Genomic DNA, 23,877 nt, shown 5'->3' with positions numbered 1-23,877 from the left:
GGAGGTAGAGAACTTGACCCTGCTGTCCTACAGCTATTGTATCACGGGCATCTCTAAGCCTGCTGATATCTGAATTATTAACTTTCAAACTTATTATACGAGGAGGTCATTCACATGGAGAAGAAAGTTTATGTCGAACTGCCGCCCTTCACTGGACGCAATGTCCCCATCACCGAGATTGCAGCCGCCATGCACAAGGATGCCCAGTATGTGCGCATTGGTTTGCAGCAGGGAATCCTGAAATTCGGCTATGCGATCAAGCTGGAAAACTCCAACGAGTACAACTACTACTGCCCCGACAGAAAGGTGTGGGAGGAAATTGGATACTTCCAGCCGGAAACCGCATAAAAAAAGAGCCCTCATCCTGGCAGATGAGAACTCTTGGCGGACAGTACAAACGGCAGCTGCCGTGTGACTATCACTCAGCAAGGATATTATAACACGACAGCTGCCAAATTCAACAATTGTTTAAGGAGGAACAGAATTTGACAGCTTTACCAGACAGCATCATACAAAATGGTCTGTTCTGCTGCTGGAAGTACGAGGAACGGAATGGGAGGAAAACGAAGGTGCCATACCAGCCGGAAACCGGCCTGGGAGCGAAAAGCAATGATCCTTCCAGCTTCGTACCTTATAAAACAGCAGTGCAGGCCAGTGGATATGATGGCATCGGAATTGGCATTTTCAACGGTATCTGTGCGATTGACCTGGACAACTGCGTTTCGGACAGCGGCTATTACACCCAGACCGCCGCAGAAATTGTGGCCTTAATGCACAGCTATACCGAGTACAGTCCCAGCGGCAACGGTCTGCACATCCTCTTTTCGGCAAAAGGCTTTCAATATGATACCAAGCGATTCTACATTATGAACCATCAGGCCGGAATCGAGGTTTATGTGGCGGGAGCAACCAACAAATATGTCACGGTGACCGGCAACCGCTGTGAGGATTATGAATACGGGGACCGAACACAGGAACTGCAAACACTGCTGGACAAGTTCATGCGCAGGCCGGAAGTAAGTACAGAAAATGCAATAAATGCAAAAAACTCTGATTTAAGCATGGAGCAGCTTCTGCAACTGGCAAAAAGCAGTAAGAATGGGGCAGCGTTCACAGCCCTTTGGAACGGTTCGTTGGAGGGATATTCGTCCCCATCAGAGGCGGATCTGGCACTGTGCAGTCATCTCGCCTTTTGGACAGGACGGGATGCTGCCAAGATGGACACTATGTTCCGGCAGTCGGAATTGATGCGGGATAAATGGGACCGGCAGCAATCCGGCACAACGTATGGTGCAATCACCATTCAGAAGGCAATCGAGCATTGCCGGGAGATTTACACTCCAAAAGCGGAGCCGTCACCGGTTTTTCAACCTATTGTTCCGCTGACGCCACAGTGGAGTGATCTGCCTGCATTTCCGGTAGACGCTCTCCCGGATGTGATTCGAAATTATGTGAGTGCGGTGGCCGAACACAGTCAGACTGCCCCGGACATGGCAGCGGTGATCAGTCTGGGTGTGCTGGCTACCTGCTTACAAGGGAAATACAAGATAGAGGGAACGCCGGGATACTGTGAGCCTTTGAGCTTGTACACAGTGGTGATCGCCGCACCGGGGGAGCGAAAGTCCAGCGTCATGCGGGATATGACCACATTCCTCTATGAGTATGAGCAGGAATATAACAAAGCGCACAGCATGGAAATACGGGAAAACCATTTGCAGCGGGAATCTCTGGAGCGCCAGATCTCCGGTCTGCAAAAGAAGTTGGAGCGTAAGGAAAGCCGGGAAATGGAGCTGGAACTGCGGCAGCTTCAGGAACAGCTGGAAGAAACTCCAGAACTAAAGCCAGTTCGCTTTTTTGCGGACGATTGTTCCAGTGAAGCTCTAACCAGCTTGATGGCAGCCAACAACGGAGTGTTCTCCGTGATCTCCACCGAAGGCGGCATCTTTGACATCATGGCTGGACGGTATTCCAACAAATCCAACATTGATGTCTGGCTGAAAGGTCATTGTGGAGATGCCATTTATGTGGATCGAATGACCCGTGAAGCAGAGTGCATCATGCACCCGGCACTGTCGGCTATCCTCTCAATTCAGCCCAGTGTGCTGGACGAAATCATGTCCAATACCACCATGACCGGGCGGGGCTTGATTGCCCGCTTCCTGTATGCGTCCCCACCATCCAGAATTGGCAGCCGGGTCTTTCGTACCCAGCCGATTCCGCTCGAAATAACCGCCGCTTATCGCAGCTTGATTTTTCGCCTGATGGCTCTGCCGATTGCTGGAGATGCCCAGACGGTACACCTTTCCGAAAAAGCCTTTGACCTGATGGCCGATTACTTTCAGGAACATGAGAAGTTTCTGGTTGGCGAGGGACAGGCAATTTCCGATTGGGCAAGCAAATATATCGGTGCCGTACTCCGGATTGCGGGACTGTTGCACTGTGCTGATATGGAAGATGACAAAGCAGAAGTAACAGCTTCTACGATGAGCAAGGCGATTCAGATCGGCAAATACTTTCTGGCTCATTCCACCTACGCCTATTCCATGATGGGTACTGACTTGAGCATTCAGAAAGCTAAATTTGTCCTGGCAAAGCTGAAAAAGAAGAACATATCGATGATCAAGCGTTCAGAGCTTTTTCAGATGTGCCGGGGAAAGTTCTTCAAGAAAACGGAGGAGATTTTTCCGACGCTGGAACTGCTGGAGGGACATGGATACATTCGGCTGGAAGAACCGGAACGCCAGTCGGTGGGCAGACCAGCCGATGTGAAAATCATCGTGAACCCCGCCGCATGAAACCGGAATTATCTGCATTTATTGCATTTCCTGCACAGAGTTGCACTCTGGTATCGCACCACCGTCCCCATCGAAAAATCCTCAGATTTGGAGATGGAGGGTTCGGGAGAATCCGGTGGATTTTCCCGAACCCTGGCCGGCAGGATTGCTTACCGGAGCAAGGAGGCCGGACACACCTGGCTTGCTGTGTGGATAGCACACGCAAGTCAGGGAGGCTCCCGCAGGAGCCGCATCCCCCCCTCGGAGAGCCCACGATACTTTGCAGCCGCAGGATGAAAGTATCATAGTGGGTTATTACACTTCCGCAGGAAGTGCACCCCGGCCCGCAGGCCGTACAAACGTGAAAGGAGCTCTATGGCAAGAAACGACGGGATTGACCGCACCAGTGCAAGAAACGTAAACTTGACTGCCGCCAAAATCGGAAATGCCCAGCGGCACAATGAACGAGAAAAAGAATCCTATACTAACCCAGATATTATACCAGAACGCACCCCTCAGAACATCCATTTTAAGAAACCTACCGCCGGATATGCAGAGATGTTTGCTCAGATGGAAAAAGACGGTGTAATCTCCACCCGTGGTCTGAAATCAGACGCCAACCTTTACGGGGAATTGATTTTTGATGTAAACTCCGCCTACTTCTATAACCATGGTGGGTATGAGTTTGCCAAGCGATTTTATGAGGACGCTTACAAAGCTGCCATAGAGATCGTTGGCGGCGAACAGTATATTCTCTCCGCTGTTATGCACGCCGATGAACGTAACCGGGCTATGTCCGAAGCGCTTGGGCAGGATGTATTCCATTATCATCTCCATGTGGTTTATGTTCCAGTTGTGGAGAAGCAGATCCTCTGGTCCAAGAGGTGCAAAGACAAATCACTTGTGGGAACCGTCAAGGAAACGATTATGCAGGTGAGCAGCAGCAAAAAATGGTTATCCAAACCGGCATTGGACGAACTGGGCGCGCCCATTCTCCAGAAGAATGGTAAGCCGGTGCTGCGGAAGTCTTACAGCGTCCTCCAGGATGATTTCTTCCAGGCCATGAGAAACGTCGGATATACGGATGTGGAGCGTGGAGAACGAGGCAGTTCCGAGGAACATTTGACCGTGACACAGTTCAAGGTGGAACGAGAACAGGAGCGATTGGAACAACTCACCGCACAAACGCAGCAGAAAGAGCAGCAGGCAGCTTCTCTGGAAAAGAAGATTGAGAAGATTCAAAAACAGCAGATTGCCGTTCAGGAAGTGGAGCAAATAGAACCCCATACAGTTCCTTTTTCCTCAAAAGTCATGCTGGATCGTTCCGAATATGAAAACCTGGCAGCTGCGGCAAAGAAGTTCTATGTCCAGGAGCGCAAGGAATCCAAGCTGCAAAAGGCTCTGGATGCAGCGATGAAAATGATAAGTGAGTTGAAAGCAAAGGTCGCCGCACTGACCGCAGAGCTGGCAGAGTACAAGTCTGTTCGTGGTCAGCTTCGCACATTGGATTTAGAGAAGGAAAATGATAATCTCCGTAATAAGCTCCGCAGCTATGAAACTGTAATTTCTCGGAATAATTTGTGGTCGTATTTTGCTAGGCATAGGGAAAAAGCGTCCTCTCAAGAAAATGTTCGCTAAATACACAAATGATAAAGAATACAAGTATGGTAGGCCTCCTTTTAGGGGGCCTATTTCTATTGCTGTTTATTGAGCGTTTTCTCGATATGGTGTATAATTAAATAATTATATTCTGAGGAGGAACGCATTGTGATAAGAACGAAGGCGGAGTGGTTATCGACATTTAGGCATGTAGGAGATTCAATACTGGTTGAACTTTCTAAATCAAAGAAATCTCATAAGGATAAGGCAGGCGAAATCAATAAACGTATCAAGGAATATCGAGAGCAAGAAATTAATCGTATCAATGATGTAGCAAAAAAAGAAAACTGGGACAACCAAGCGTTGTTGAATGAAATTCTCCTCTTAACCTATGCGTCTTATATTGTTATGCTCGAATACCGCAACAAAGTTTGGGAATATGAATACATGGCATTTGCACGTCGAATCGGTGAGCTGTGGGAACCGTTTTGCAAGCTTGCGTTCGATTTTCCAATTAATGAGCTTACACTAATTGATCCACCGGATTTTGATGAAGTGCAAACACGGATTAAAAGCAACGCAGCAGAATATATCAACAGTCTGGATTTATCTGAAGAAATTAAAGCTGAGCTGAAGCGGCAATATGATATTCCTTGGACCATGGTTGATAGCGGTGGAATTAAACTGGGGTTAGACTTGCATTTTGAACAGAATGGAATCCACTATAATTGTGATTTTAAAAGTGGATTTAGTTCAAATGAAAAAGGAAACACAAATCGGCTTCTACTGGTTGCAAGCATATATAATTCTCTGGGAGAAATTGAAAAAACGATTTTATTTGTAAGGCAGTCTGAAGACGAAAATAACCATTACTTACAAACACTTAAAAATTCTCCATACTGGGAAGTTTATTGTGCTAATGATAGTTATGCTGCAATGAAAGAATTTACTGGGTTTGATATGCGCAAATGGCTTGACGAAAATGCGGATTGGAAGAATGACATAAGCATAGAGTTAAAGCAGCATTTGGAGCGTAACGACCTTTTGAAGTACTTGACATGGTGAGTAACTAATGATACAATCTTCTTAAGATATAACTTAAGATAAATCTTAAGTTGATTCCTCCAGGGGGATAAGCTATGAAAGATAGATTGTGTTCGTATTACACCAATTCAAAAGATATTACTGAGTATATGGTTTCTAAGCTGGCTGTTGCGGATAATGATATTATACTTGAACCATCTGCAGGCGAAGGAATCTTTATTGATGAAATATTAGAAACAAATAAATCGGTACAAATAGATGCATTAGACATAAATAGTGATGCTATTTCTATTTTAAAAAAGAAGTATGAGCACAACAGTGCTGTTGTTGTCAGAGAAACGGATACCCTCCTAGACGAGCAATTAGATTTTTACAGTGTTTCTCAGTTGTGGTTAAAGCAAACAGATACATTATTTGACAAACAATTAGATGTGTTTGGTTCCTTGGGCGGTCATTATACAAAGGTTATAGGAAATCCCCCATATGGAGCATGGCAAGACTATGAAAAGAGAGAAATGCTCAAAAAGAAGTTTTCTGGACACTATGTAAAAGAAACATATTCATTATTTTTGTTGAGATGTATTTCTGTTTTAAGAATGAATGGCAGGCTCTCTTTCATTATTCCAGATACCTACTTGTTCTTAAATATGCATTCTCGGTTGAGGGAATTAATATTTACAAATACTAAGATAGATGAAATTTTGATTTTTCCGTCTAAATTTTTCCCTGGTGTCAGTTTTGGGTATTCCAACCTTTCGATTATTACTCTTGCAAGGTCTGATAAAAAGAGCGCATTGGAAAACACCTTCAAAGTTATTCAGGGATTCAATTCATCCAGCGAATTTGCCGCATTATTAGGAGAGGAAAAAAATTATCCCAATAATTTACAGATTTTCAAATTTAGGCAAAGAGATATTCTTGAAAATGAGCAGTGTAGGTTGATTTTGGCGGAATCTAAGATGTCAACACTTTTGTCTAAGACTTCGCATAAACTCGGAGATGTAGCCGATGTTGTAACGGGATTTTACACGGGTGACAATTTAAGATTTATTAGAGCATCCAGCAAAGATGTTAAAGGTGCCAAGAATTACGAAGTCATAGATCCGGCAACAGTAATTCATTGTACTTCAATTTATGGAATACCAGATGTTGAAGAAGGTTATGTACCTTATATTAAAAGCGCATCTAAGAGAAGATATGTGAGACAAAGCGATGAGTGGTTTGTCCGCTGGGATAAGCCAACGATTGACTTTTATAACAAAAATAAAAAGTCTAGATTTCAGAATTCATCTTTTTATTTTAAAACTGGTATAGGAATTCCTATGGTGAAATCAAGAACAGTACGAGCCTTTTTAATGGCTGATCATGTCTTTGATCAATCAATCGTAGGGATTTTTCCAAAAGATAATTCTAAACTTTACTATTTATTAGCGTTAATGAATTCAGATACAATAAATGACCTGATTCATGCAATAAACCCGACTGCCAACAACTCATCAAATTACATAAAGCAATTGCCATATATAGAGCCTTCTGCTGCTATTCTCGAAGAGATAACCAGAATGGTTGAAAAAGTGATTTCTTTTGAACTCAATGCTGACTATGAAAATGCAGATAGACTACATAGCAAAATAAATACTATTGTCGGTCAAATTTATTTGCACCAGAAATAAGAATATGCGAAGGCGGCCGACTGAATTGCAGCGGTCGCCTTTGTTGATAGTTTCCCAAAATAGGATGCCGTGAGAATTATTTAATCAAAACTGTTTATTGTGGTGCTTTTTCTAACTTTTAAGCTCTCGTCATAAGTCATAGAAAGGTAAGAAATATAAACAATGAGACATAGCAAATTATCTGAGCATACCTTTAAAAAGGGGAAATTTATAGCTCCAATAAATACATTGCCATTGATGCATGAACTTGAAGACGAGAAGTCATGGACTTATGGTCGTATGCCAGAGTATCTTTGGATTGGCTTGATTTTGAAATATTACGGACGAGATGAAGGGCTAAAGAAGTCTTATGGAATTATTTCTACATTACATAAATTGGCTCCCGATCTATATACCGCACGATTGTCTCAGATACTAAAACTAAATATTGATATTCAAAAGAGTTTTTTTGATTACATCATTGACATCGGGGCTAAAGAAGCACTTGTACCATTAACTATTTTCCTTACGGCAAGCAAGGCGCCGATTTTTGCTGAGTGTTTTTACTGTTCCGATCAGAGCGTTGAGGATAGGTGCGAATCACTAATTCAAACAATGCGTGACATAATGGATCATCAATCTGATGAATCAACTGATATTAGGTTTGTGGCCCTCTATTTCAATTTGCTTTCGGGAAAAGTGCATCTTCTAAAAGAGCAGGTGGATTTGTTGGCTGTTTATCCAACATCTCAACACACTGATGAAATAATGCGAATGGCTCGTCCCTCGGTACGTTCTCTTGAGATGATGATTTTGACTTTTGAGAAAGTTGACTCTACATATTTAAAGGAATTTTGGAGGTGTGTAAGCGAAATGACGGATTGCAGTATATTTGCTATTGAATTTCCAGAGGAAAAAAGAAATATTACTGCATATATGGAAAAACTGTATGAAGTTTTTGCGTATCTCTCAGAATTATTTATAACAACTAATCCGCTTGACGAAAAAATGAGTGTTTTACTTGGCATTGCTACATATTCATATAAACGGCTAAAAGAGATTTATGAGCATCAATTGTTTAATTCTATCTCGGGTAGAAGTTGTGTACGTGTCCTGATAGAAGACTATATTATGATGAAATATCTCGTTAAAAACGAAATGTCTCACGATAATATATGGCGTGATTACCAGCTGTACGGCATGGGCTTGTATAAGTTGGTTTTAGCAAGGCATAGAGAAAGTGGCGTTTCAGACGAATCGCACTTTGATGAAAAATTTATCGAAGCGTTAGTTAATGAATTCAAAGGTGAAGAATTCATTGATATGGACACCAAATACTTCGATAAGCAAAACATAAGGAACAAGGCAGAAAGTGTTGATGAGAAAAATCTTTATGGCCTATATTATGACTACGATTCTTCTTTTGAACATGGATTGTGGGGAGCCATTCGTGAATCTTCTCTGTTGAAATGTAACAATCCGGCGCACAAATATCATTGTGTCCCGGATATTGATGATCAAACAAGGTTGAAAACAGTTTTACCAGATTGTGTTATGGTTATGAACAAAACCATATCTTTTTTGAACGAGCTTTATGGTATCCCAGAACAGTTGTTAAATGAGGTAATAAATTTTGGAATCGAACCTATTATTGAATAAAATCCAATTGATCCAATCTGAATATAAGACACTACTCGCAGCTTTGCTGCCGAAATTAAAAAGCCACCATGCTCCAGAAGCGTTAGATGAAATCAATCTGTTTTGGCTTCGTCATATTGAGGAAGTACAACTATATCTAAAGTCTTGGTTTCCGGGTGAAAACAGTTATGTATTTACGGCTGCAACCTATATGGATTTTGATGATAATGAGCATTTACCCTTTTTGATAATTGGAGAAAAGCACGTTCTTGATGATCCATTGATCAGATATTCAACAATACAAACCAAAATGCCAAAAGGAAAAGATGCAGAATTTCTGTATAAGCAAATTGGAGTGACGGCGGAAGATAATCTGAAGTTGTTAGAAAATGTTCGTGAAGAAATTCTCATATTACCATTGAGGCTTCTTAACCAGTCAAATGACCATAATTCACTCTATAAAGCTGGTGAACAAGCATTTATAAGTCTTTTTAATGGAATCAATAGCTTAAATGACTATTTTATAAAGTGTAACAGTATCGAAGATATTGTTCGTTTTGCTCGTGAAGACATCGGAAGATTGGTAATGTTTTCGGAAGATGATGATTCCACACTTCCGTTGAAAGAGCGATTTAGAATAGCATCATCACAGACACAATACATGATTGATGCGAATAAATCAGACTCGTATAATTTCTTTATACTTGTATTTGGATGTATACAACAAGCGATAGATGTTATTGTGTCATGCGTAGAATATGGGTGTATTCCATATATTAGATATCCTGTTTCGCTTCATTATATTTCTTTGTTGTCAGAAAGTATGTCAGATATAGAGCAAATAACATTACTTCGATTCAAAATGAGCGTGGCTTTTGTTGTTCATCATCTTTGTGATAAGGATAGGCTTGCAGAGGTTTGCTTAGAAGAGTTTTTAAAAAAGAACCGGATGTATAACTTTAATGAAAAGCTGATCAGCACTCTAACCGAACATAATATTAATGAGAGCAATTTCTTAGGACATTCAATTGGCCAATTGGTAATTGATGAGTTGGAGAAATTCTATGACTTTCTAAGTAAAGAAGATAGTATTGCTTTGGCAGAAAATCAGCCGAGCAATTAACAACTGCCCGGCTGACCGTATACCCTATATTTCGTTATTCTTCCATAACCTCTAACATCATCCTGGCACCCAGCTTAAAGCTATTCTGGAACAGTAGGCGCTCTGCCATGGTCTGATACTCACGAACGGCGTCCGTATATCGAGAGAACAGTTCTTTCTGCTCATCCGTCATAGTAGCCAGAAGCTTTTCCTCATTCCGGGTAATCAAGCGAAGCACTTCCTTGTATTCCTTGCAGGCGTTTGTGTCGTATTCGGTCGGTTCAATGTTGCCATACCAAAATTCTTCAAGAAGTCTCATACGGCATCCTCCCCATAGATCAGCTCTTGGAGGATGATTTCCTCCGCCCGATTTTGGATATTGTTCATGGCAGCGACCCATGCCATCTGGTCCTGCGATTTCAACTGCTCGTTAATGCCCTCTTTCTCTGCCAGCCGTGTTACAAGCAGGCGGAGTTTGTTTCGTGCCTGAGTGTCAATGTCAGCCAGATGGCTGTACAACTTTCCGCTGAGAATAAGGTCGGAATAGATCATAGGACGATGTTCTTTCAGATATTGCTGGTGCTTTCTGCCCCACATACCAATAGGAGATGTCCCCGCTTCATCCAACACTAAGCAGGGGATATAGTAGTCGCCCTGGAGTTCATACCAAAGGCCGTTGCTTTGATCGAAAATGTATTTTTCCATTATGCTGTCCTCCGTGTGTGAATTTAATTTTGAGGTGATAACAAGAACAGCAACCAGGTTTCTTTCCCTACTGTTGTCCTGCGTCGCCCTGGGCAGCGATACGCAAGGCGCATATAAGGAGCAAAACTTGTTTTTCGTGCGTCATGCACGAGGATAAAAATTAGAATCTGATGTACAGAAAAACCGCAGTATTAAGCCAAAAATCAGGTAGAAAGCGAAGAAATCACCGGATGCTTGGCATGGTCAGCACCAAGTCCTTGAAGTTCAGCAAGCGCTGATTTCAATTCAAAACAGCTCAAAAACCCCGAAACCATGCGGTTTTCGGGGTTTTTCCTTTTCAGATTGTTTGGCCTGTTTTGGCATGGTCTGACCTGTTTTGAACCAATTTTTATGGGTTAAATAAAGGACAACCACCCCTAAAATGAGGGCTAATGGGTTAAATTATAGGACAACTTTTTTGCCCCTGCACCCTCCCATGAGGTCATTTTTGCATTTTTGCCCCTCCGAATTTTTATGCAAAATCGGTTTGGCAGAGTTTGACCAAATCTGAACAAATGAATACGAGTTTATTGCGAAAGCGCTCAGTGTTCCAGCTGGGCGCTTTTTGCATGTCCGGGAACTGATGTTCCGGGATCAGAAAAAGCCGTTACTCTTTTTTTACGAAAGAAGTGGCGGCTTTGTTATGAAAACCCGTCCCCAGAAAGGCACAACGAGCCGGCCTGCCCGGAGGGTAGGCTAATTGACAGTATAAATTGTTAATTCAGGCGGAGCCAGGCAGAGCATCAGGTTCCCAGCCCAGCGCTTTCAGACGTTTTAGGTATCCATGTATCTTCCTGTCTCGGTTAAAGGAATCGTAATAGTCAGCGCCTAAATCACGGAAAGGCACGTTAAATCGAACGCTGCGAATGAGAGGACGGCTGACTGACATTCCTGCGGACGCAAAGTCCTTGGAGGGGATCCGTCAGGCCGCTTGCTCTCTCATTCTAACAGCTTGGGCAACAAGACGATAAAAGACACGGCTGGCTGCCGTGCCTTTAACCGTAAATCTATTGTAACTGGAGGGATTCACTATGTCCAGGAACAAAATCGAGCGCATCGACCAGGAGATCGCCAAAACCCGCGAGAAGATCGCGGAGCAGCTGGAAATGCTTTAATCCCCAATCCCATGCTGGACGCCGTATTTCTTGAATACCCGGAACCTGTTGTTTTGCCGGAAGCCAACGCTGAAACACTTTACAGTTTCTCTGATGAGGCAGTTGAGCATCCAAGCTGTAAGATCACAGCGGTTTATACGAATGACACCATGCAGATACGGGAAGATCAGCAGCCTGTCCCCGGCCGGCATGTAGTCCTCCAGTTAGAGCGGATCGATAATCCTACTCCGGAACGGCCTGGGGCATGGTATCCGGAGACAACGGCGGGAATGGCGATTGAATAGGGTGGATCAGCAACAAACAGACGGTTGAACTATTCCAAAATCAGATTGGAACAGAACTTTGATGCGGTAAACACACAGGGGCAGGTAATCCGCCCGGCGGGTACTCTACCGGAGTTGCTGGAGCAAAATGTGTTCTGGCCTGAGTTGGAAGGATTCACGGTAGACCAGGTGCTCGAAAGTTCTGAGGGTCGTATCCATTACAGCTTTTATCTGCCCGAGCAGACCTGTTCGCGGCCTACCTGCATTATAGTTCACGGTGGAATGGCGGTTACGACGCAGTGGTGGAAAAAATCTCATGTTCGTTTCCACAGCAGCAGGTTATCCTCAAAGAAGGCGTCTGCCCGGCCGGTATCCTTCAGCCAGGACAGGTAGGAGCGCACTGTGCTGCCCACCAGCACATACTGCTCATAGGTCATGGTCAGATTGTATATCGTAAAGAGCCTCTGGAGGATCTGCTCAAAGCACAGCGGCTGCGCGCAGACATGGAGGATCTGCTCCGCCACCTGGTGGACTTTGGCAATGTTGTAGTCCGCCAGCGGCGCGATGTCCTCCGCGGCCTCCGCATGGGCCGGGACAAAGCACGCCGCCCGCATCCCCTTGACCTTCTCCAGGGTCTCCAGATACCGGGCCACATCATAGATAAACCCGATCTGATATTTGTCCAGCGTCTCCCGGCTGGAGAGGCAATCCGCGAGATACACCACATCGTCCGGCGTCCGGTACCCCACCATATCAAAGAAGTGTCCGGGGAGGTCAATGGCCGCAAACCCCTCCGGAAGACAGCCGGGCGTCAGCTCCTCGGCATCGCTCCCCTGGGCCATCAGAAACTTGTGCCGAAGCTCCCGGAAGGGATAGCCCCCGTATAAAAAGGACGGCTCCAGGACTGTGTGCTGCGTAAAGTCGCGCTCCACTCCGGGGGCGAAAATCCTGCATCCCGTCTGCTTCTGGAGATACTGATTCCCCCCGATGTGGTCGGCATTGGAGTGGGTGTTGTAGATCGCGGTGAGACGCCAGCCGTTGGCGTCCAGAATCTGCCGCACCTTGCGCCCGGCGTCCTTGTCGCTCCCGCTGTCAATCAGGCAGACACGGTCTCCCTCCAGGCGAACCAAGCCGATTTTGGCCGGACACTGGATATAACAGCTTCTGTCTGTGACCTGGATCAGTTCGTACATGAATGCGCTCCCCTCTCTTTCATGCGGGTTCAGAATCCTCCCGCCCGGTCTGACTGGTTATTCTACCACTATAAGGCGCTCCGGGCGATTTGTCAATCCAGCCGCTCCTCTTTTCACGGCCCGCTGCCCGCACCGCTCATACCGGCTGCGCGCACGCTCTTTTCCTCCGCATAGTGAGCTCAATGAAAAAAGCCGGGCAGAGCGGCCCTTTTGGGGCCGCTCTGCCCGGCTTTCGCTTTTCCCTGAAGGCCGTCAGACACCTCAGAACAGGGACACCCCGGAGATGGTCAGAGGCAGGTCGGTAAAGTAGTTTATGGGGTCCACACGACTGCCGTTCACCCGGACTTCAAAGTGGAGATGGTTACCGGTGGAGGAGCCGGTGGTGCCCACGTAACCGATCACCTGTCCCTGGGAGACAGTGTCTCCCTTGGAGCAGTTCCGGCGGACCATATGGGCATACAAAGTGGAGGTGCCGTCGCTGTGGCTTACCACCACATAGTTGCCGTAGGAGTTGTTATAGGTGGAGGTGGTCACCACGCCGCTCTTAGCGGCCAAAATACTGGTGCCGCTGGAGGCCGGGATGTCGATTCCCGTATGGTTGTTGGCCTTTCCGGTGATGGGGTGCTTCCGGCTGCCAAACAAAGAGGACAAATTATACCGGCCAGGCAGTGGCCACAGGAAACCGGACTCGCTGGGCACGTTGGCAATCTGTGCGGCTAGCTCCCGCTCGGCGGCGGCGATCTCCGCAGTGGCCGCATCTGAGGCAGCCCGCAGCTGGGCCTCTCGGGCCTCCAGTTCGTCCTCCTGGTTGCTGATCTGGCTGAGCAGGGCATCCACTTCAGACTCCTGAGCCTGGAGGTTCGCCTGAGCGGCCTCCTGCTCTGCTTTGGCGTCTTGCTGCTCCTGACGGGCGGTCTCCAGTTCCGCCTTGTCCTGCTCGATCTGCTCCCGCAGGGCGATGAGCTGGTCCATGACCTGGTTGTCATAGTCCATGATCTCCTCCACCATCATGGCGTTGTCCAGCAGGTCCGCAAAGTCCTTGGAGGAGAACAGAATGGACCAGTAGGAGACCTCCCCCTGCTCCTCCATGTACCGCACCCGCTCGCAGAACAGCTCATACTGGGCCTGCTCCTCCGCCTCCGCCTGACTGAGCTCCTCCTGCTTCTGGGCGATGAGCTCATCGTATTTGGCGATCTGGGCGGCAATGGTATTGATCTCCGCCCGGGTGGCGTTGATCTGTTGTTCCAGCAGTGTTTTGCGTGCCATGGCGTTCTCTCGATCCGCCGCCAAGGAGTCCAATTGATCCTGGATCTCCTCCTGCTGCTGCTTGAGGCTGTTGGCCTCCTCCTTCATTGCGTCGATCTCCGCCTGGGTCACGGCGGAGGCGGGAACCACCACCGCCTCGGGCAGCAGAGAGACCGCCACCGCCACTGTCAGGGCCAGGCCGCACAGGCGAAACGCCCACTTTCTTCCGTGTTCTTTCCACCACTGTCTCATGCCGGCCACCTCACCGCATCCAGAAGGTGCTCACCATGGGCAGGATCAGAGCAATCACCATTACCACGGCCAAAATGCCCATCACAATCCGCTGCTTCTTTGGTCTCATGCCTTGCGCTCCTTTCCCACGAAACCTTATACCTGCAAAAACTTCCGAATGGCCAGCACCGAGCCCACCACGCCAATGAGCAGCCCGGCCACGATAAATACCAGCAAAAACTGCCACGCCAGAGAGGTAAAGGGCAGAACGGTGATGAGGGACAGACCGTTGTTCTGGATAATGGCCTTGCTCACCAGCTCATAGATGCCCCACTGGGCAAAGAAGGCCACCAGGGCGCCGGTCATGCCCAAAATCATGCCCTCCACCACGAAGGGCCACCGGATAAAGGCGTTGGTGGCGCCGCACATCTTCATAATGGCGATCTCCTCCCGGCGGTAGAAGAAGGCCAGCTTGATGGTGTTGGCGATGATGAACAGGGACACCACGGCCAACATGGTCACCAGCACAATGGCCACGCCGGCGGCGATGTTCCGCACCATGACGAATCCCTGGGCGATATCGTAGGCCGCGTTCACATCGGCGATGCCGGTGATCTCGTCCACCTGCTCCGAGGTGGCCTGGAGCTGCTCGATGTCGTCCACATGGATCTCAAAGCGGTCCCGCAGCACCTCGTCGGGCAGGTCGGCCAGCAGAGGGTTGTCCTCCCGGCCCGCCCGGAAGTCGTCCAAGGCCTCCGCCCGGGTGACGAAGGCCACCTGGCCCACATTGGGCACCGCCTCAATCTGACTCTGGAGGGCCCGTGCCTCCTCCTCTGTATAGCTCTCGTCCACATAGGCCAAAAACAGATTGTCGTCCTCCAGATCCCCCAGCATGTGGTTTAAGTTCACCGCCACCAGGGAAAAGGAGCCCATGATCAGAAGGCAGGCCACAATCATGCACACGGCGGCAAAGGACATAAAGCCGTGGGTGAAGATGGAGTGGAAGCCCTCGCTGCAGTAATACTGAAAATCAAACCTTCTCGCCATTGTAATACCCGCCTGTCTCGTCGTTGATGATGCGGCCGTCCTCGATGGCCACCACCCGCTTGGTGAACCGGTTCACCAGGCTCTTCTCATGGGTGACCACCAGCACGGTGGTGCCCAGATCGTTGATGCGCTCCAGCAGCATCATGATCTCCAGGGACCGGTGGGGGTCCAGGTTGCCGGTGGGCTCGTCGGCGATGATCATGTTGGGATTGTTCACCAGAGCCCGGGCGATGGCCACCCGCTGCTGCTCACCGCCGGAGAGCTGGCCGGGATACCGGTCCGCCTTGTGCTCCAGCCCCACCAGCTGCAGCACATAGGGAATGCGCCGCTTCACGTCCCGGGGGGAGGCCCCGATGGCCCGCATGGCGAAGGACAGGTTCTCATATACCGTCTTTTTGTCGATAAGGCGGAAATCCTGGAAGATGATGCCCAGGGTCCGCCGCATGAGGGGCACCTGCCGGGGGCTGATGTTGTTCAGGCTGTACCCGTTGACCATGAGCTTGCCCTCGGTGAGGCCGATCTCCCCGGTGATGAGTTTGATGATGGTGGACTTGCCGGACCCGGAGGGCCCCACCAGAAAGACGAACTCCCCGTCGTCAATGCGCAGGTTGATGCCCTTCAGGGCCTTGGTGCCGTTGTCGTACTCCTTATAAACGTCAATAAAGCGTATCATGTAAGATAGTCCTCACGATATAGTTATGTCGGGGCGCGCCATGCGCCCAAATAAAGTCAGTCCTGAGGCGGGGCGCGCCGGCCTCTCTGTCCTCAAAACGAAAATGCGCTTCTCACAGTTCCCCAAAGCAATAAGTGGAAATGTTTTCCCGGGAAATCCTGCGCCCTATTAGGTTACACCCGTAACCTTTCTTTGTCAATGGCAATTTTCGGTTTTATGTCACCTTTTTTAGGGCAATCTCATCCGCCGCAACTGCTCTAACACAGCACTGTATGGCGGGGGCTTGCCCCCGCCGCCGTCCCGTATCTGCATTTCTTTTCCCGGCGGGGGCAAGCCCCCGCCCTACGGAGGAGCCCCCCTAACAAAAAGGACCTCTGTCCGCCTCGCGGCAGACAGAGGCCCCCTTTTGCACTCTGTACAGTTGTCAGGACTCGATTCCCCGGGAAATGAGGTACTTCTTGACCATCAGAGCCACCTTGAAGGTGATGGCGTCGTCGAACTCCCGCAGGTCCAGGCCGGTGAGCTTCTTGATCTTCTCCAGGCGGTACACCAGGGTGTTCCGGTGGACGAAGAGCTTCCGGGCGGTCTCGGACACGTTCAGGTTGTTCTCGAAGAACTTGTTGATGGTGAGCAGGGTCTCCTGGTCCAGGGCGTCGATGGGGTTTTTCTTGAAAACCTCCTGAAGGAACATCTGGCACAGGATGGTGGGCAGCTGATAGATCAGCCGGCCGATGCCCAGGTTCTCGTAGTTGATGACCGTCTTTTCGGTGTCGAACACCTTGCCCACGTCGATGGCCACGCCGGCCTCCTTGTAGGCCCGGGCCAGATCCCGGATGTGGTTGACCACAGTGCCGATTCCGATGACCACCTTGATGCCCAGCTCCTGGGTGACGGCGGTGGCGATCTGCTTGGCGATGCGCTGGAGCTCCCGGGCGTCCGCCCCCTCGGGCAGCTGCTTGATCAGAGCCACGTCGGTCTCGTTGATGGAGATGACGAAGTCGGTCTGCTTGTCCGGGAACAGGTTCTGGATGACGTCGATGGTGCTCACATCGGCGGGGCCCAGCTGGCGCACCAGGAAGGCGGCCCGGGGGGCCTCGGAGACGAAGTGCAGCTCCTTGGCCTGGGTATAAATATCACCCAGAAGAATATTGTCCGAGATGATATTTTTCACAAAGGTGGCCTTGTCGTGCTTCTCCTCATAGTAGGCCTTGGCCCCGTTGAAGGCCACCACCGCCATGGCGCACAGGGAGCCGGCCATCTCGTCCTCCCCCTGCACAAAGGCGGCATAGTCGAACTGAGCCCCCCAGCCCGCCAGGGGCTTGAAGGTCTTTCCCTCAAAATGGGCGGCGGCGTGGTCCGCGGCATTGACGGCGGTCACCGCGCCGGACCAATGCTCGCCAATGCAGGTCAGTTCACTGCACGCCACCACGATCCCGTCTGCATCGATCACACCCACAGTGCGGTCGACGCTGTCTTTCATCTGGAGTACCACTCCCTGAAACATCCTGCTGGACACATGGATCCCTCCCAAGTAAAACTCTTGAAACAACTATTGACATTATAACGGTTGACCCCCCGGTTTGGCAAGAGGGTTTCCCAATTTTTTTGTGAAAAACAACCAAAACCTTGCAAGAAACTCACTGTCCCCTTCGCAGAGCTGCTACCTCCTCCCGGGTGAGGGGCCGCCACTCCCCCGGTCCCAGGGCCGGGTCCAGCCGGATGGGTCCCATAGACAGGCGCTTCAAGTACCGCACCGGCTTCCCCCGGGCGGCCAGCATCCGCTTCACCTGGTGGTACTTCCCCTCCCGGAGGGTGACCAGGCACTCCGAGCCGTCCCCCAGGGGCTCCAGACCGGCGGGCAGGCAGGCAAGGCCGTCCCCCAGCACCATCCCCCGGGCCAGGGCCTCCGCGTCGGCCGCGTCCACCGTCCCGTCCACCTGGGCGTAGTACACCTTGTCCACATGCTTGTTCGGGGAGAGCAGGTCGTGGCCCAGGGGCCCGTCGTCGGTGAGGAGGAGCAGGCCCTCGGTGTCCTTGTCCAGCCGCCCCACTGGAAACAGCCCCCGGCGGCGCAGGTGCTCCGGCAAAAGATCCAGCACCGTCTTCTGGTTCCGGTCCTCGGTGGCGGACAACAGCCCCGCCGGCTTGTGGAGCATCAGATACACAAAGGGGGCGCAGTCCACCTCCCGGCCGTCCACGGACAGCCGGACCCGCTCCGGGTCGAACTTGTCCTCCGGGCGGGCCGCAGGGCGGCCGTCCGCCAGCACCCGGCCCTGCCGGACCAGATCCTTCACCTCCCGCCGGGACCAGTGCCCGGTGGAGGCCAGCAGCTTGTCCAGCCGCTCCAGCGCCATACCGCCGCCCCCGTTTCTTGAAAATTTGGACTGTTTTTTCACACGTCGGTCTATTGTACCAAAAGGCTCCAGGAAATTCAACACTTTTTTGTTCTCTCTCCGGCATACCCCTGTCCCGGGGCGCATAAGAATGAAGCAAAGACCAGGAACGGGAAGGAGATATGCGCTGTGTTGATTATGACCGCAAAGCTGCCCAGAAGAAAGCTGGCCTTCAGCGTGGCCGCCGCCGCGCTGGTGTGCTGCGCGGCTCTGGCGCTGAATTTGGGGGGCGGCGCGTTCCAAGCCGCCTCGGCCTCCGCCTCCGGCCTCCCCAGCCCCAAGGGCGTGAAGTCCAACGAGGACCGGGTGGCCTATCTGGAGGGCTACGGCTGGCAGGTGCTGGAGGAGCCCCTGGCCACCGAGGAGCTGCTCATCCCGGAGGAGATGGACGAGAGCTACGACGACTACCTGGCCCTCCAAACCAGCCAGGGCTTCGATTTGGAGCAGTACGCCGGCAAGCGGGTGAAGCGGTACACCTATGAGATCACCAACTACCCCACCGGCGAGGCGGGGGTCCAGGCCAATCTGATGCTCTACCGGAACACGGTCATTGGCGGCGAGGTCCTCTCCCCCCAGATGGACGGTTTTCTCCACGGGCTGGCCATGCCGGCCGGGTCGTGACGGCCCCCTCTCCCTCCATATCCAAGCAGCCCCTCCTGGGGCTGCTTTTTTTCTGCCCTTCCGGCCGGTCAGCCTCCACAAAAAGCCCCTCAAAAAGTTGTATCATTCTCCGAATATTTCAAGATATTCCCCACAGGATTGACAATATCGCCAAGCGATATTACAATATCATTAGACGATATCGACTCGCGATATTGCATCCCAAGGAGGTGTTCAGATGGGCGGAAACAGCCGCGGTCCTCTGACCGAACCTATGTTTTATGTCCTGATGTCTTTCCTGCGCCGGGACATGTGCGGCACAGAGATCACCGAATTTGTTGAACGAAAGACCCGCGGCCGGGTCAAGCTGGGCCCCGGCACCCTGTACACCCTGCTGGGCAAGTTTCAGGATGAGAAGCTCATCCAGGAGACCGAGGTGGACGGCCGCAAGCGCACCTACCGCATCACCCCCAAGGGGCGGGCGGTGTACCAGGAGGAGGTGGACCGCCTGCGGTCCTGCCTCATGGACGCGGAGGAGGAGGGGATTTTATGAAGTGCATCCGAAAATTCACCCCGGTGTCCCCCTATGACATCCAGGGGCTGGAGAGCTGGCTGGAGGACCAGTCCCTGCGTGGGCTGTTCCTGGTGAAATTTGGCACTACCTTTTCCATCTTTGCCCAAGGGGGCCCAAAGCGCACCCGGTACCGGATGGAATACTGCAAGCCCTACTACACCGACGAGCCTCCCCAAGACCTGCTGGACCTGTACCGGGACTTTGGCTGGGAGTTCGTGTGCTGGGCTGGGAACATTGACCTGCCCATCTTCCGCACCCAGGACCCCCAGGCGGAGGAGCCCCACACTGACCCGTCTCTCCAGGGGATGCTGCTGGAGAAGGTGGAAAAGCGGCTGAAACGGGCGTTTCTTCACGACGCTATTCTTCTCCTGGCTGTGTTCGGCCTGATGCTGGCCGCCGGCCTAGTGCTCTCTGTGATCTCCTACCCGGTCCTCCTGGCCGTTATCGCATATGGGTCGGTCCAGACCTTCACACGCTGCCGCAGCTGGCTGCGGGTCCGGGCAGTTGTCCGGTCCCTGCAGGACGGCGTTCCCATGGACCACAAGATTTCCTATCCCAACCGCGTCAGGAGCAATCTGGCCCAATTTGTCCTGCTTCTCCTATTCCTGGCCTCTCTCTTGCTCCACTATCACTTTAACAACACCCCTGCCCAAAACACCCAGGAGGACTTCTCCCCCATCCTCCTGTCCGAACTGGAGGGCCGCTCTGACTCTGTCGCTGTCATCAACTGTCCCCATCCCCTCTCCCTGTGTTACAGCCAGTGGGAGGTGATCCAGATCCAAACCTTCGGCATCGAGGGGGGCCGGACAAACTGGGTTCGGATGGATGTTGACTGGTACCGCCCCCTAATTCCCGCTCTGGCGGAGCCCCTGGCCCGAGACCTGCTGCGCACCAGCATATGGCTGGATGGCCTGGGCAGCTCCTGGTGGACTGCCCCCATTGCGGACAGGGACGGCTGGACCGTCACAGAGTATAAACTGGACAGCGTGGACTGGTGTGCCATAGCAGTCCACGAGGAGAGCGGTCTCCAGGCTGCGGCGGTGTGTGCCAATGGGCAAGCCGCCCGGACCCGGTATACCGGAAGCGCAAATCTGGCGGACCACATAGAGGAGCTGGCCGCCATGGTTCGGTAACCCCGCCCCAAACAACTCCTATTTTCTAATTCCTAACTCCTAATTTTCAGGGGGTGTTTCTATGAAAACCGTCCTCAAATGGAACCCGTACTTAGACTGCGAGCTCTCCGCCCAGGAGGGGTGGCTGGAGGAGCTCTCCCGGGAGGGGCTCTCGGTCCGGTGCCGGTTTGGGCCGCTGGCCCTGTGTGACCGGGGCGAGCCCCGCCCGGGCCGCCGCTTCCGCATCGAGCCCGCCCGCACCTGGGCCAGCGCCTCCGATCCGCCCGCCCGGGCGCTCACCGACCTGTACCAGGAGGCCGGCTGGACCTATCTGCGCCGCCTCCCCAACGAGCTGGGCGAGCTGTTTTACACCGACGACCCGGAGGCCCCGGAGCCCTACACCGACCCGGAGACCAAGGCCCTGGCTCTGGAGGGGCTGCGGCGGCACTTCTGGGGCAGTCTGTGGAAAAATCTGGTCCTCAACCTTCTCTCGGGGCTGTACCTCTTTGTCTTGTTCCCCAAGCTCTCCTCTGGAGTATCCGCTTCCCTCTCCGCCCCTCTGCTGTGCTTCTATCTGGCCTCTCTGGCGCTGGAGCTGCTCCTGGACGTGGCGGAGTGGCGGGGGATGAGGCGCACCTGCCGCCGGCTGGAGGAGGGCGAAACCGCTCCCCTGCCTCCTGCCCGCAGGCTGGGCTTGCTGAAAGGGGCGGTGACACTGGCCGGTCTCCTCTTTCTGATTCTCACCCTGGCCCTGATCATTGCAGTTCTCCCGCTTCTGATTTTGGAGGTGCCGCTATGAAAAAGTTTTGGCTTCCCTACTCCCTGTGGGACATCCAGGGGATCGAGCTGTGGCTCAACGAGCTGGCCGCAAAGGGCTATGAACTGAAAAAGTTCTCCAAGTTTTGGTACGGCCGGGCGGAGTTTCAGCCCTCGGAGGAGGCCAAACACTGCCGCTACCGCCTGGACCCCATCGGAAAGGACGAGAGGGAGCTGCGGGAACGGGCGGCCAACTACCGGGAGCTGGGCTGGCGCTTTGTGGAGCAGATCGGCAATTTGTACGCCGTCTACCGCTGTGACGACCCGGAGGCCCCGGAGCTGTACACCGACCCAGAGAGCTTTGGCTGGGCTATGAAAAAGCTCATCCGGCGGCAGTGGCTGGGGGTTATGGTGATCCTGCTCTGGGCCTGCTGGCTGCTGCGGGATCTGCTGGGTCTGTTGATCACCGCCCCCGCCGTGCTGCCCATGCGCCTCATCCTGCAAAATGAGCTGGCCCTGCTCTACCTTCTGCTGATCACCGCCGTGGTCTCCTGTGTGCTCCCGGTGTTTCGCCGGACGGTGCAGTTTGCCCGCCTGCGCCGGGGGCTGGTCCAGGGGGAGGTCCCTCCCTCTCGCCGGCTCGTCTGTTCTCAGCTGCGGGAACCCCTGTCCCTTCTGGCAGGGGCAGCGCTGATCGTGGTCGCCCTGATCCTGACCTTCCGATACCAGCTCGGCGGAGAAAACATCCGCGGGCTGTCCGATGAATCGGAGTGGGACTTCCCCCATGTCACCCTCTCGGAGATTTTGCCGGAGGGGACAGAGCTGAAGATCCGTCAGGAGGAGGAGCTCTATCTCTATCTCAACCCCAGCACCTTTGCCCACTCCTGGCTGGCCCCGGAACAGTACGACACCAAACAAGCCGGCCTGGCCCGCCTCCCCAACGGGGTAAGCCGGGAGGCGCAGTTGTCCCTGAACTACATAAAAACCCGCTCCCCGGAGCTGGCGGAGTGGGTGTACACCGGAAAAGTGCAGGAATGGAAACAGGAGATGGAGGAGTACCGGGAAAACTGGGAGAAAAATACTCCCTATATTCACAACAACGCCCAAGCTTTTGCCTTCTTCCGGGAGGAGGATGTCACCCACTCCAGTTTGGACCAACTCACCCGCTTCTCCTACCAGTTCAGCGACGAGAACTACCCCCGGGCCTGCTACGTCGGGCGGCTGGAAAACCAGGTATTCGTACTGTCCGTCCGGGGCCCCGACCTGGAAACACCCCTGAACCTGCTGGCGGATCGGCTGGCGGCGGAGGCCGTCTGACAGCACTTATGAAAAAGAAACGAGAAAGGAAGCGCTGGTTTATGTACGATCAATACGGAAATAAACTGGTCCGCAAAGCTATCCCCTATCAGCTCTACGACATGGCGGGCCTTCAGCAGTGGTTCGAGGAGATGTCCGCCAAGGGGTTCCTGCTGGACAGCTTCGGCATCCGCACCGGCATCTTCCGGGTTGGGGAGCCCGCCCCCGGGGTGCGCTACCGCCTGGAGCCCCAGACCTACTGGGATCAGTCCCTGGACTACGACAAGAACAAGGCCTACGCGGAGATGGGCTGGGAGTACGTGGACTTTATCGGCCACTACTATTACATCTATCGGGCGGAGGACCCGGAGACGGAGGACCTCCACACCGACCCCATGACCCAGAGCTACGTGTTCGACCGGTATCTCAAGCGGCACCTCCGGGCTTTCTTCGCATTTCTGGTCCTGGCACTGGGCCAACTGGCCTACACCATCGGGTTTGACCGGGATTCTCTCACCCTGACGCTGCCCAATTTCCTGGAGCAGCTGGTGCTGGATACCCAGTATGTGGTCCCTTTCCTGCTGGCCGACCTGTGGTCCCTGCTGGTCATCACCCCCGTGGTCTATTTCCGGTTCTGGAAGCTCTGGAAGCTGCGGGACAAGCTGGCCATGGGGGTCCCCCTGGAGGAGGGACAGCGGCGCCCCCGCTCCCTGGCCCGCACGGTGGCCTTCTTCGCCGTCCCCATCACCCTGTGGTGCGTCGGGACTCTGGGCGTTTTCATTCCGCCCTATCAGCAGACCACCCTCACCCCGGACCGGCCCACCCC

22 protein-coding genes are annotated in these 23,877 nt (G+C 51.9%); 14 read left to right on the top strand and 8 right to left on the bottom strand.

The genetic code is table 11. From position 1 onward, the window contains the following. Positions 1–114 precede the first annotated feature (114 nt). The 7 genes from B5F19_RS13030 (at position 115) to B5F19_RS13000 (ending at position 9,830) form a co-directional block, all read left to right on the top strand. Positions 115–348 (top strand): hypothetical protein, encoded by a 234-nt coding sequence (locus B5F19_RS13030; RefSeq protein ID WP_033121804.1) that lies wholly within the window; start codon positions 115–117, stop codon positions 346–348. 137 nt (positions 349–485) lie between these two features. Beyond that, positions 486–2,795, top strand: a complete 2,310-nt coding sequence (locus tag B5F19_RS13025; RefSeq protein ID WP_087291158.1) for a DUF3987 domain-containing protein — start codon at positions 486–488, stop codon at positions 2,793–2,795. 354 nt (positions 2,796–3,149) lie between these two features. Then, a complete protein-coding gene (locus tag B5F19_RS13020; RefSeq protein ID WP_087291156.1) occupies positions 3,150–4,412 on the top strand; it encodes a plasmid recombination protein in 1,263 nt (420 codons plus the stop codon). A 129-nt stretch (positions 4,413–4,541) separates the two neighbouring features. Beyond that, positions 4,542–5,438 carry a hypothetical protein gene (locus tag B5F19_RS13015; protein WP_087291154.1) on the top strand — a complete coding sequence of 299 codons (897 nt, stop codon included), beginning with the start codon at positions 4,542–4,544 and terminating at the stop codon, positions 5,436–5,438. A gap of 74 nt (positions 5,439–5,512) precedes the next feature. Beyond that, positions 5,513–7,090 carry an N-6 DNA methylase gene (locus tag B5F19_RS13010; RefSeq protein ID WP_087291152.1) on the top strand — a complete coding sequence of 526 codons (1,578 nt, stop codon included), beginning with the start codon at positions 5,513–5,515 and terminating at the stop codon, positions 7,088–7,090. Between the two features lie 162 nt (positions 7,091–7,252). After that, a complete protein-coding gene (locus B5F19_RS13005) occupies positions 7,253–8,728 on the top strand; it encodes a DUF5677 domain-containing protein (protein WP_087291150.1) in 1,476 nt (491 codons plus the stop codon). Beyond that, positions 8,703–9,830, top strand: a complete 1,128-nt coding sequence (locus tag B5F19_RS13000; protein ID WP_140394235.1) for a hypothetical protein — start codon at positions 8,703–8,705, stop codon at positions 9,828–9,830. The genes B5F19_RS13005 and B5F19_RS13000 overlap by 26 nt, the downstream gene beginning before the upstream one ends. A gap of 34 nt (positions 9,831–9,864) precedes the next feature. On the opposite strand, the gene B5F19_RS12995 is transcribed toward B5F19_RS13000, so the two are convergent. Both B5F19_RS12995 and B5F19_RS12990 read right to left on the bottom strand, forming a co-directional pair. Beyond that, positions 9,865–10,128 carry a DUF6809 family protein gene (locus B5F19_RS12995; protein WP_087291146.1) on the bottom strand — a complete coding sequence of 88 codons (264 nt, stop codon included), beginning with the start codon at positions 10,126–10,128 and terminating at the stop codon, positions 9,865–9,867. Then, on the bottom strand, positions 10,125–10,514 hold the full coding sequence (locus tag B5F19_RS12990; protein WP_087291144.1) for a TnpV protein: 390 nt from the start codon (positions 10,512–10,514) through the stop codon (positions 10,125–10,127). The genes B5F19_RS12995 and B5F19_RS12990 overlap by 4 nt, the downstream gene beginning before the upstream one ends. Positions 10,515–11,484: 970 nt before the next feature. Between B5F19_RS12990 and B5F19_RS17215 the strand changes: the two genes are divergently transcribed. Next, complete coding sequence (locus B5F19_RS17215; protein WP_140394234.1) at positions 11,485–11,952, top strand: hypothetical protein; 468 nt, start codon at positions 11,485–11,487, stop codon at positions 11,950–11,952. Positions 11,953–12,245: 293 nt separating this feature from the next. Here the strand turns inward: B5F19_RS17215 and B5F19_RS12980 are convergent, their stop codons facing one another. From B5F19_RS12980 to B5F19_RS12955, 6 genes are all read right to left on the bottom strand, one after another. Further along, positions 12,246–13,124 (bottom strand): MBL fold metallo-hydrolase, encoded by an 879-nt coding sequence (locus B5F19_RS12980; RefSeq protein WP_087291140.1) that lies wholly within the window; start codon positions 13,122–13,124, stop codon positions 12,246–12,248. 261 nt (positions 13,125–13,385) lie between these two features. Further along, the gene (locus tag B5F19_RS12975; protein WP_087291138.1) at positions 13,386–14,621 is read right to left on the bottom strand and encodes a M23 family metallopeptidase; all 1,236 of its coding nucleotides are present in this window, start codon (positions 14,619–14,621) and stop codon (positions 13,386–13,388) included. 135 nt (positions 14,622–14,756) lie between these two features. Then, entirely contained in the window at positions 14,757–15,647 is an 891-nt protein-coding gene (gene ftsX / locus B5F19_RS12970; RefSeq protein WP_087291136.1) for a permease-like cell division protein FtsX, read from the bottom strand. Further along, a complete protein-coding gene (gene ftsE, locus B5F19_RS12965; protein WP_087291134.1) occupies positions 15,631–16,320 on the bottom strand; it encodes a cell division ATP-binding protein FtsE in 690 nt (229 codons plus the stop codon). The genes ftsX and ftsE overlap by 17 nt, the downstream gene beginning before the upstream one ends. Positions 16,321–16,744: 424 nt before the next feature. After that, positions 16,745–17,836 carry a helix-turn-helix domain-containing protein gene (locus tag B5F19_RS12960; RefSeq protein ID WP_087291132.1) on the bottom strand — a complete coding sequence of 364 codons (1,092 nt, stop codon included), beginning with the start codon at positions 17,834–17,836 and terminating at the stop codon, positions 16,745–16,747. Between the two features lie 121 nt (positions 17,837–17,957). Continuing rightward, positions 17,958–18,674 (bottom strand): pseudouridine synthase, encoded by a 717-nt coding sequence (locus B5F19_RS12955; protein ID WP_191342645.1) that lies wholly within the window; start codon positions 18,672–18,674, stop codon positions 17,958–17,960. A gap of 177 nt (positions 18,675–18,851) precedes the next feature. On the opposite strand from B5F19_RS12955, the gene B5F19_RS12950 reads away from it, so the two are divergent. The 6 genes from B5F19_RS12950 to B5F19_RS12925 form a co-directional block, all read left to right on the top strand. Further along, positions 18,852–19,334, top strand: a complete 483-nt coding sequence (locus tag B5F19_RS12950) for a DUF4830 domain-containing protein (RefSeq protein ID WP_087291160.1) — start codon at positions 18,852–18,854, stop codon at positions 19,332–19,334. Positions 19,335–19,551: 217 nt separating this feature from the next. Continuing rightward, a complete protein-coding gene (locus B5F19_RS12945) occupies positions 19,552–19,866 on the top strand; it encodes a helix-turn-helix transcriptional regulator (protein WP_087291130.1) in 315 nt (104 codons plus the stop codon). After that, positions 19,863–21,020: a DUF2812 domain-containing protein gene (locus tag B5F19_RS12940; RefSeq protein ID WP_087291128.1), complete on the top strand. Its 1,158-nt coding sequence runs from the start codon at positions 19,863–19,865 to the stop codon at positions 21,018–21,020. Before B5F19_RS12945 ends, B5F19_RS12940 begins: the two co-directional genes overlap by 4 nt. Positions 21,021–21,081: 61 nt before the next feature. Further along, complete coding sequence (locus B5F19_RS12935; protein ID WP_087291126.1) at positions 21,082–21,798, top strand: DUF2812 domain-containing protein; 717 nt, start codon at positions 21,082–21,084, stop codon at positions 21,796–21,798. Next, a complete protein-coding gene (locus tag B5F19_RS12930) occupies positions 21,795–23,072 on the top strand; it encodes a DUF2812 domain-containing protein (RefSeq protein ID WP_087291123.1) in 1,278 nt (425 codons plus the stop codon). Before B5F19_RS12935 ends, B5F19_RS12930 begins: the two co-directional genes overlap by 4 nt. A 41-nt stretch (positions 23,073–23,113) precedes the next feature. Then, the coding region (locus B5F19_RS12925; RefSeq protein ID WP_162612582.1) for a DUF2812 domain-containing protein at positions 23,114–23,877 on the top strand (764 nt) is incomplete at its 3' end.

Source organism: Pseudoflavonifractor sp. An184 (genome assembly GCF_002160305.1).
Taxonomy (GTDB): domain Bacteria; phylum Bacillota; class Clostridia; order Oscillospirales; family Oscillospiraceae; genus Lawsonibacter; species Lawsonibacter pullicola.
Note: the sequence above shows the minus strand (reverse complement) of the source record. Positions and strands in the feature narration are given on the sequence as shown.

Coding starts and splice junctions, on each gene's coding strand:
- B5F19_RS13030 (WP_033121804.1), top strand. CDS start 115: ATGGAGAAGAAAGTTTATGTCGAACTGCCGCCCTTCACTGGACGCAAT.
- B5F19_RS13020 (WP_087291156.1), top strand. CDS start 3,150: ATGGCAAGAAACGACGGGATTGACCGCACCAGTGCAAGAAACGTAAAC.
- B5F19_RS13010 (WP_087291152.1), top strand. CDS start 5,513: ATGAAAGATAGATTGTGTTCGTATTACACCAATTCAAAAGATATTACT.
- B5F19_RS13005 (WP_087291150.1), top strand. CDS start 7,253: ATGAGACATAGCAAATTATCTGAGCATACCTTTAAAAAGGGGAAATTT.
- B5F19_RS12995 (WP_087291146.1), bottom strand. CDS start 10,128: ATGAGACTTCTTGAAGAATTTTGGTATGGCAACATTGAACCGACCGAA.
- B5F19_RS12990 (WP_087291144.1), bottom strand. CDS start 10,514: ATGGAAAAATACATTTTCGATCAAAGCAACGGCCTTTGGTATGAACTC.
- B5F19_RS12980 (WP_087291140.1), bottom strand. CDS start 13,124: ATGTACGAACTGATCCAGGTCACAGACAGAAGCTGTTATATCCAGTGT.
- B5F19_RS12975 (WP_087291138.1), bottom strand. CDS start 14,621: ATGAGACAGTGGTGGAAAGAACACGGAAGAAAGTGGGCGTTTCGCCTG.
- ftsX (WP_087291136.1), bottom strand. CDS start 15,647: ATGGCGAGAAGGTTTGATTTTCAGTATTACTGCAGCGAGGGCTTCCAC.
- ftsE (WP_087291134.1), bottom strand. CDS start 16,320: ATGATACGCTTTATTGACGTTTATAAGGAGTACGACAACGGCACCAAG.
- B5F19_RS12955 (WP_191342645.1), bottom strand. CDS start 18,674: ATGGCGCTGGAGCGGCTGGACAAGCTGCTGGCCTCCACCGGGCACTGG.
- B5F19_RS12950 (WP_087291160.1), top strand. CDS start 18,852: ATGACCGCAAAGCTGCCCAGAAGAAAGCTGGCCTTCAGCGTGGCCGCC.
- B5F19_RS12945 (WP_087291130.1), top strand. CDS start 19,552: ATGGGCGGAAACAGCCGCGGTCCTCTGACCGAACCTATGTTTTATGTC.
- B5F19_RS12940 (WP_087291128.1), top strand. CDS start 19,863: ATGAAGTGCATCCGAAAATTCACCCCGGTGTCCCCCTATGACATCCAG.
- B5F19_RS12935 (WP_087291126.1), top strand. CDS start 21,082: ATGAAAACCGTCCTCAAATGGAACCCGTACTTAGACTGCGAGCTCTCC.
- B5F19_RS12930 (WP_087291123.1), top strand. CDS start 21,795: ATGAAAAAGTTTTGGCTTCCCTACTCCCTGTGGGACATCCAGGGGATC.